Annotated in this window: 7 protein-coding genes; 4 read left to right on the forward strand and 3 right to left on the reverse strand. The window is 71.7% G+C overall.

The features are described from left to right. Positions 1-138: 138 nt before the first annotated feature. A complete protein-coding gene (locus ACZ7OO_RS33860; protein ID WP_471510743.1) occupies positions 139-963 on the forward strand; it encodes an NAD(P)H-binding protein in 825 nt (274 codons plus the stop codon). A gap of 75 nt (positions 964-1,038) precedes the next feature. On the opposite strand, the gene ACZ7OO_RS33865 is transcribed toward ACZ7OO_RS33860, so the two are convergent. The 3 genes from ACZ7OO_RS33865 to ACZ7OO_RS33875 are packed head-to-tail and all read right to left on the reverse strand — an operon-like array spanning position 1,039 to position 3,009. Further along, positions 1,039-1,521, reverse strand: a complete 483-nt coding sequence (locus tag ACZ7OO_RS33865) for a hypothetical protein (RefSeq protein WP_471510745.1) — start codon at positions 1,519-1,521, stop codon at positions 1,039-1,041. Between the two features lie 34 nt (positions 1,522-1,555). Next, positions 1,556-2,248, reverse strand: a complete 693-nt coding sequence (locus ACZ7OO_RS33870; protein WP_471510747.1) for a DedA family protein — start codon at positions 2,246-2,248, stop codon at positions 1,556-1,558. Positions 2,249-2,253: 5 nt separating this feature from the next. Beyond that, positions 2,254-3,009 carry a hypothetical protein gene (locus tag ACZ7OO_RS33875; RefSeq protein ID WP_471510749.1) on the reverse strand — a complete coding sequence of 252 codons (756 nt, stop codon included), beginning with the start codon at positions 3,007-3,009 and terminating at the stop codon, positions 2,254-2,256. 167 nt (positions 3,010-3,176) lie between these two features. On the opposite strand from ACZ7OO_RS33875, the gene ACZ7OO_RS33880 reads away from it, so the two are divergent. From ACZ7OO_RS33880 to ACZ7OO_RS33890, 3 genes are read left to right on the forward strand one after another with little or no spacing between them, the layout of a single operon-like run. Next, positions 3,177-4,217, forward strand: coding sequence for an LLM class flavin-dependent oxidoreductase (locus tag ACZ7OO_RS33880; protein WP_471510751.1), 1,041 nt, complete (start codon positions 3,177-3,179; stop codon positions 4,215-4,217). After that, on the forward strand, positions 4,210-5,241 hold the full coding sequence (locus ACZ7OO_RS33885) for an LLM class flavin-dependent oxidoreductase (RefSeq protein WP_471510753.1): 1,032 nt from the start codon (positions 4,210-4,212) through the stop codon (positions 5,239-5,241). Before ACZ7OO_RS33880 ends, ACZ7OO_RS33885 begins: the two co-directional genes overlap by 8 nt. A 19-nt stretch (positions 5,242-5,260) precedes the next feature. Next, positions 5,261-5,977, forward strand: a complete 717-nt coding sequence (locus ACZ7OO_RS33890) for an NADPH-dependent F420 reductase (protein WP_471510755.1) — start codon at positions 5,261-5,263, stop codon at positions 5,975-5,977. The last annotated feature ends 162 nt before the right edge of the window (positions 5,978-6,139 follow it).

Below are 6,139 nucleotides of genomic sequence, written 5' to 3' on the forward strand. Positions count from 1 at the left end.
TTCATGGTCATTTCCGGAGTTTCCGTCCGCCGGACACCGTGAAGCGCCGCATACCGCCCTGACCAGCAGACATCTCACACACGACGTTTAGGCTCGGGTCGCCAGAAATCATCGACCGAGCCTTCGGAGGCAGCACACGTGATCGCAGTGACCGGCGCGACCGGCAACGTCGGCCGAGCCCTCGTCGACCGTCTCCTCGCCGCCGGCGTGCCTGTACGGGCCCTGACCCGCGACCCCGAGCGGGCCTCCCTCCCGGAGGGCGCCGAGGTGGTGCGGTTCGGGCCGGAGGAGTCCCCGGCCCGGTTCGCGGGCGCGACGAGCCTCTTCCTCTACGCCCAGGCGGCTTCCGTGGCTCTCCTGGAGGCGGCCCGCGCCCAAGGGGTCCGTCATGTCGTCCTGCTGTCCAGCGGCATCATCCACCGTGGCGTCGACGACACCCATCCCATCCACGTCCTGCACGCCACCGCCGAACGGCGGATCCGCGACAGCGGTCTCGCCTGGACGTTCCTGCGGCCCAACGCGTTCGCCACGAACGCTCTCCAGTGGGCGCCGCAGATCCGTACCGGGAACACCGTCCGGGGCGTCCTCGCGGACGCCCGCTTCGCGCCCATCCACGAGGACGACATCGCGGCGGTCGCCGAGCGGGCGCTGCTCGACGAGGGCCACGAGGCCGCGGTGCACCATCTGACGGGCCCCGAGGCGTACAGCAACGCCGAGCAGGTCGCGGCGATCGGTGCGGCCGTCGGCCGGGAGCTGACGTTCGCCGAGGTCGACCCGGCCGAGGCGGGGGCGGAACTCTTCCCGCACGTGCCGCCCCCGATGCTCGAACGGATGCTGGGCTCGTTCGCGCAGACCCTCGGCGTGCCGCCGGAGATCACCGCCACGGTCGAGGACGTCACCGGCGCCCCGGCCCGCACCTTCATCCGGTGGGCCCGGGACCACGCGGCGGACTTCACGGCGTAGCCGCCGAGGCTCAGCGCGGGACGACCGCGGTGACCCGGTCGGCGTCCGCGTCCTCGACGCAGCCGCGCGGACGCGTCACGTCGTGCGGGGGGCAGGGCGGCCCGGAGCACACCGACGCAGATGCCTGAGCGACCCGGGTGAGACCGGCGTCGTCGTTGGGGGCGGCGGTGGACCGGCGGCGGTCGACCGGCGGCGGGTCGCCCACAGGTCGTCGGCGGCCGGCCGCAGGTCGCCGTCACGTGTCTGCACGGTGAGCACCATCGTGCTGGCCTCGGCGGCGGGTGCGGCTCCGGCCGGGTCCGGGTCGCGTCCGCCAGGGCGGGCCACAGCAGCGGAACGAGCAGCAGACCTGCCGCGCCCACCGCCGCCCGGCCCGGCCGGCGTCCGCCAGGTGGCGCGCCCTGTCCGCAGCCCGGTCGGGATGCGGGCCACCCGCGCTGCGGGCACCAGGACGAATCCCGGCAGGACGGGCAGTCCCGCCAGAGCGGCGCGAGCCAGATGGGCGGCCTTCCCACCGGTGACGGACGGTTCGTGGGCCAGGGGGATGTCCAGCGGCACCAAGGCCCCGGTGCGCGGCCTCGAATTACCTGACTCATTTCTCCTGTGAGTGGGTCAAATCGCGTTGCGCGCCTCGCGCCGCGGTCCTCGCCGGTCCGCCCGAGGCCACGATCGCCGACGTGACGGGCCGGTGTCGGCGTCGGCGTCGGTGGGTGCAGATCTTCACGACGACGAGGACGAGTGCGGCGACGGCGGCGACCGCCAGGACACCGGTCGGGCCGGGCGGGCGCAGGTAGTCGGCGGCGGCCGCTCCGGCGAAATAGCCGAGGGTCACCGTCGCGGCGCCCCAGACCAGTGAGGCCAGGGCGCTGTAGCCCAGGAAGCGGCGGTAGGGCATGCCGGAGGAGCCGGCGGCATAGGGCACGAAGGTCCGGGCGAAACCGATGAACTTGCCGGTGAGGACCGTGGCCGCGCCGTGGTGGGCGAGGAAGGCGCGGGCGCGTGCGGTGCGTCGGGCCGCCGGGGGCCGTGGCCGGCCGGGGCGGCGCGCGCACCGGCGGCCCAGTGCGTAGCCGAGGCTGTCACCGGTGACGGCTCCGGCCACCACGACGGCCGCGAGGAGGAAGACGTTCAGTCCGCCCCGGCCGGCGATCGCGGCGCCGAGGAGTACGGCCGTCTCGCCGGGCACCAGCAGCCCGACGAAGGCACTGGTCTCACTGGCCGTCAGCACGAACACCAGGACGTACGACCACCAGCCGGCGGCCTCGATCACACCGTTGAGGTGCACGGCCGTCAGCCCGCCCGCCCCAACCGTGCGGTACCGGGGGCGCGGACGCGGGCACGGGGCCGCGGTGCGACGGCCTGCCCCTCCGGCTCCCACGCGTCCGCGGTGCGCCGCCGTACCGGGTCCTTGCCTGTGAGGAGCCCCACGGCGAACCAGGTCAGGAGCGGTACGACCGCGGCCAGTACCCCGGCGGAGGCGGGGTGAGGGGATGTCAGCACGGCTGTCGTCACTCCGCACAGCGCGGCGACCATGACGGCGATGCGGGTGCGGACCGACGAGACGGCGGTGATCGCGGCCAGGGCCGTCATCAGATACCAGCCCGTGAGCGCACCGGGCATCGCCAGGTATTCACGAAAAAGCGAACTCTCGTGCGCCGGCAGGTGCTCCAGCGGGACCGACCAGGTGTACAGCAGCCCGGCAGCGCTGGACAGCAGCAGCGCGAGGGCGGCGCGGGCGTAGACCGCCGGCCGCTGCTGTGCCAGCCAGAGCAGGACCAGTGCCGTCAGGGGCCAGGGGGTCAGGATGTAGATGGATGACATCACGTGCGGGGTGTCGGTCCAGGCGAGGTCGGGGTAGGGGTCGGCGCCGGTAGAGACGCCGACCAGCGCCGCGTGGAGCATCGCGAGCGCCGCCGCGCCCGTGGCCGTGTGCCGCAAGGCGGTGCGGAGGATCGTCTGCCGCGTGCGCCTGCCGGACGCCGGGACGGCGGCGTGCGGCATCTGCGTGGCGTGGGCCACGACGGTCACCTCACTTAGTTGATTCATCAAGTACATGATCTATGATCGATGGGCCAACGGGGGCGGGTGCACGGCGATCGCCGGACTGCGGCGCACGCCACCACCCATCAATTGACACATCAAGCATGTCGCAAGATACTTGTTGCGTCAATCAACAACTTCGGGACCGGAGCAAATCAGCGGTGGAGGAGACCATGACCTTCGAAATCGGCCTCAACTCGTTCGGCGAGGTCGCCACGGACGACGGCCGCACGCTCGGGGACGCCGAGACCGTCCGGCTGCTCGTCGAGGAGGCCGTCCTCGCCGAGTCCAGCGGCCTGGACGTCTTCAGCATCGGCGAGCACTACCGGCCCGGCCACGTCGACAGTGCCGCTCCCGTGCTGCTCTCGGCCATCGCCACCGCCACCCGCCGCATCCGCCTCGGAACGTCGGTGACCGTCCTGAGCACCAACGACCCCGTGCGGCTCTACCACGACTTCTCCACCCTGGACGCCGTGTCGAACGGCCGGGCCCAGCTCGTCGTCGGCCGGGCCTCGGCCACCGAGTCCTTCCCGCTGTTCGGCTACGACCTCGCCGACTACGAGGAACTGTTCGAGGAGAAGCTCGAACTCTTCATGCGCCTCCAGCGGGAGGAGACGGTGACGTGGTCCGGGGCGTTCCGGGCACCGCTCACCGAACAGCAACCGCGTCCCCGGATGCGCGACGGGGGGATCCCCACCTGGATCGGCGTGGGCGGCAGCCCGCACTCCGTGATCCGTGCCGCCGGCTACGGACTGCCCATGATGATGGCCATCATCGGCGGTCGTCCGCAGCGCTTCGCCGGTCTCGTCACCCTCTACCGTGAGGCACTGCAACAGGCCGGGCACGAGCCGCAGCCGATCGGCCAGCACTCTCTGGGCCTGGTCGCCGACACCGACGAGGAGGCGGCCGACACCTGGTGGGAGTACTGGCAGCCGGTCGTGGCCCAGGCCGCCGAGGAGCGCGGCTTCTACAAGCCGACCCGCGAACGCTACGAGGCGGAGCTCGAACACGGCGCGCTGTTCGTCGGTTCCCCGGAGACCGTCGCCCAGAAGATCGCGCGGACCGCCCGCGACCTGCACCTGAGCCGCTTCGACCTCAAGTACGACATCATGCACCTGCCTCGCCGGGCCCGGGCCCGCACGATCGAGCTGCTGGGCCGCGAAGTCGCCCCGCGGGTCAGGGAACTGCTCGGCAAGGAGACCACCCATGCGTGACATCGTTTTCGGCCTGGACACCTTCGGCGACGTGCCCCAGGACGACTCGGGCGCCCCGGTCTCCCACGCGAGGGCGATACGGCAGGTCGTCGCCGAGGCCGTCCTCGCGGACGAGACCGGCGTCGACGTCATCGCGCTGGGAGAGCACCACCGTTCCGAGTACTCGGTGTCGTCCCCGGAGACCGTTCTCGCCGGCATCGCCACACGCACCGACCGCATCCGCCTCTCCTCCGGTGTGACCGTACTCAGCTCCGACGACCCCGTGCGGGTGTTCCAGCGCTTCGCGACGGTCGACGCGCTCTCCGGCGGGCGGGCCGAGGTCATCCTCGGACGTGGCTCGTTCACCGAGTCCTTCCCGCTGTTCGGGTACGAGCTGAGCGACTACGACACCTTGTTCGAGGAGAAGATCGAGCTGTTCGCGAGGCTGCTGGAGGAGAAGCCCGTCACCTGGTCGGGCACCCTGCGCGCGCCTCTGGAGAACACCGCGGTCTTCCCGACCACCGAATCGGGGCGGCTGACCACCTGGGTGGGAGTCGGCGGCTCACCGCAGTCGGTCATCCGCACCGCCCGCTACGGCCTCCCGCTCATGCTCGCCGTCATCGGCGGCTCCTACGAACGCTTCCTGCCGTACACGGACCTCTACCGGCGCGCGGCGGAGAAGTTCGGTACCACCGCACATCCGGTGGGCATGCACTCCCCCGGGTTCGTCGCCGACACCGACGAAGAGGCCCGGGAGGTGTTCTGGCCCGGCTACCGGCTCATGCGTGACCGCATCGGTGCACAGCGTGGCTGGGCACCGGTACGCCGGGAGGAATTCGAGGCCGAGATCGAGCACGGCTCCCTGTACATCGGCTCGCCCGAGACGGTGGCACGCAGGATCGCCGGCGCGGTGAAGGGACTCGGTGTCGGCAGGTTCGACCTTCTGTACACCGCCGGCCCGCAGCCGGTCGGCGCCCGCCTGCGCGCGGTCGAGCTCTACGGCACGAAGGTGATCCCCATGGTCCGGGACATCCTGGCCGGCTGACGACGTGAAGGGAAACGTAATGGAAGCACACGGCATCCGCACCATTGGCATCCTGGGTGCCGGGAAAGTGGGCACCGTACTGGCGCGGCTGGCCCTGTCGGCAGGCCTTCGCGTGCTGATCGCCGGGTCGGGGGCGCCAGAGAACATCTCCCTCACCGTCGAGGTCCTCGCACCCGGCGCGGTCCCGGTCACCGCCGCCGAGGCGGCGTCCTTGGCCGACCTGGTGATCCTGGCGCTTCCCCTGGGCAAGTACCGCGGGATCCCGGTCGAGGAACTGCACGGCGAACTGGTCGTCGACGCCATGAACTACTGGTGGGAGGTCGACGGGGTACGCGACGACCTCACCGATCCGCACACCTCCACCAGCGAGATCGTCCAGGCGTTCCTCCCGAGGTCCCGGGTGGTCAAGGCCTTCAACCACATGGGCTACCACGACCTCGAGGACGAGGCCCGGCCCGCCGGTGCCCCCGACCGCAAGGCGATAGCCATCGCCGGGGACGACCCGTTCGACCGGGCCGCGGTCGCTCACCTGGTGAACGCCCTCGGCTTCGATCCGGTCATCGTCGGCCGGCTTGCCGAAGGCGTGACCCTCGAACCGGGCACCGAGCCCTTCGGAGCGAACGTCGGCGCCCGCGAACTACGGTCCATGGTCGGCCGCTTCCCCGCGTCGGAACGCGGCCGAGCAGTCGGGCGGGCCCGCGCCGCAGCGGTGACCCCGCCGGCGGACGCGGCCTAGGGAAGGCCAGAGGGACCGTTCCGCTCACGGGTTCTCCAGAGCCCGCGGCCCCGGGGGGGGGGGGGGGGGGGGGGGGGGGCCTTCCCGGAGTGGTCAGTGTTCCGTTGGCCAACGACAAAAACACTCCGGGGTCTTTTTTGCCCGGAAGGTGGGGGAGAGGGG

The sequence above is a fragment of the Streptomyces sp. NPDC111744 genome, from assembly GCF_055634995.1.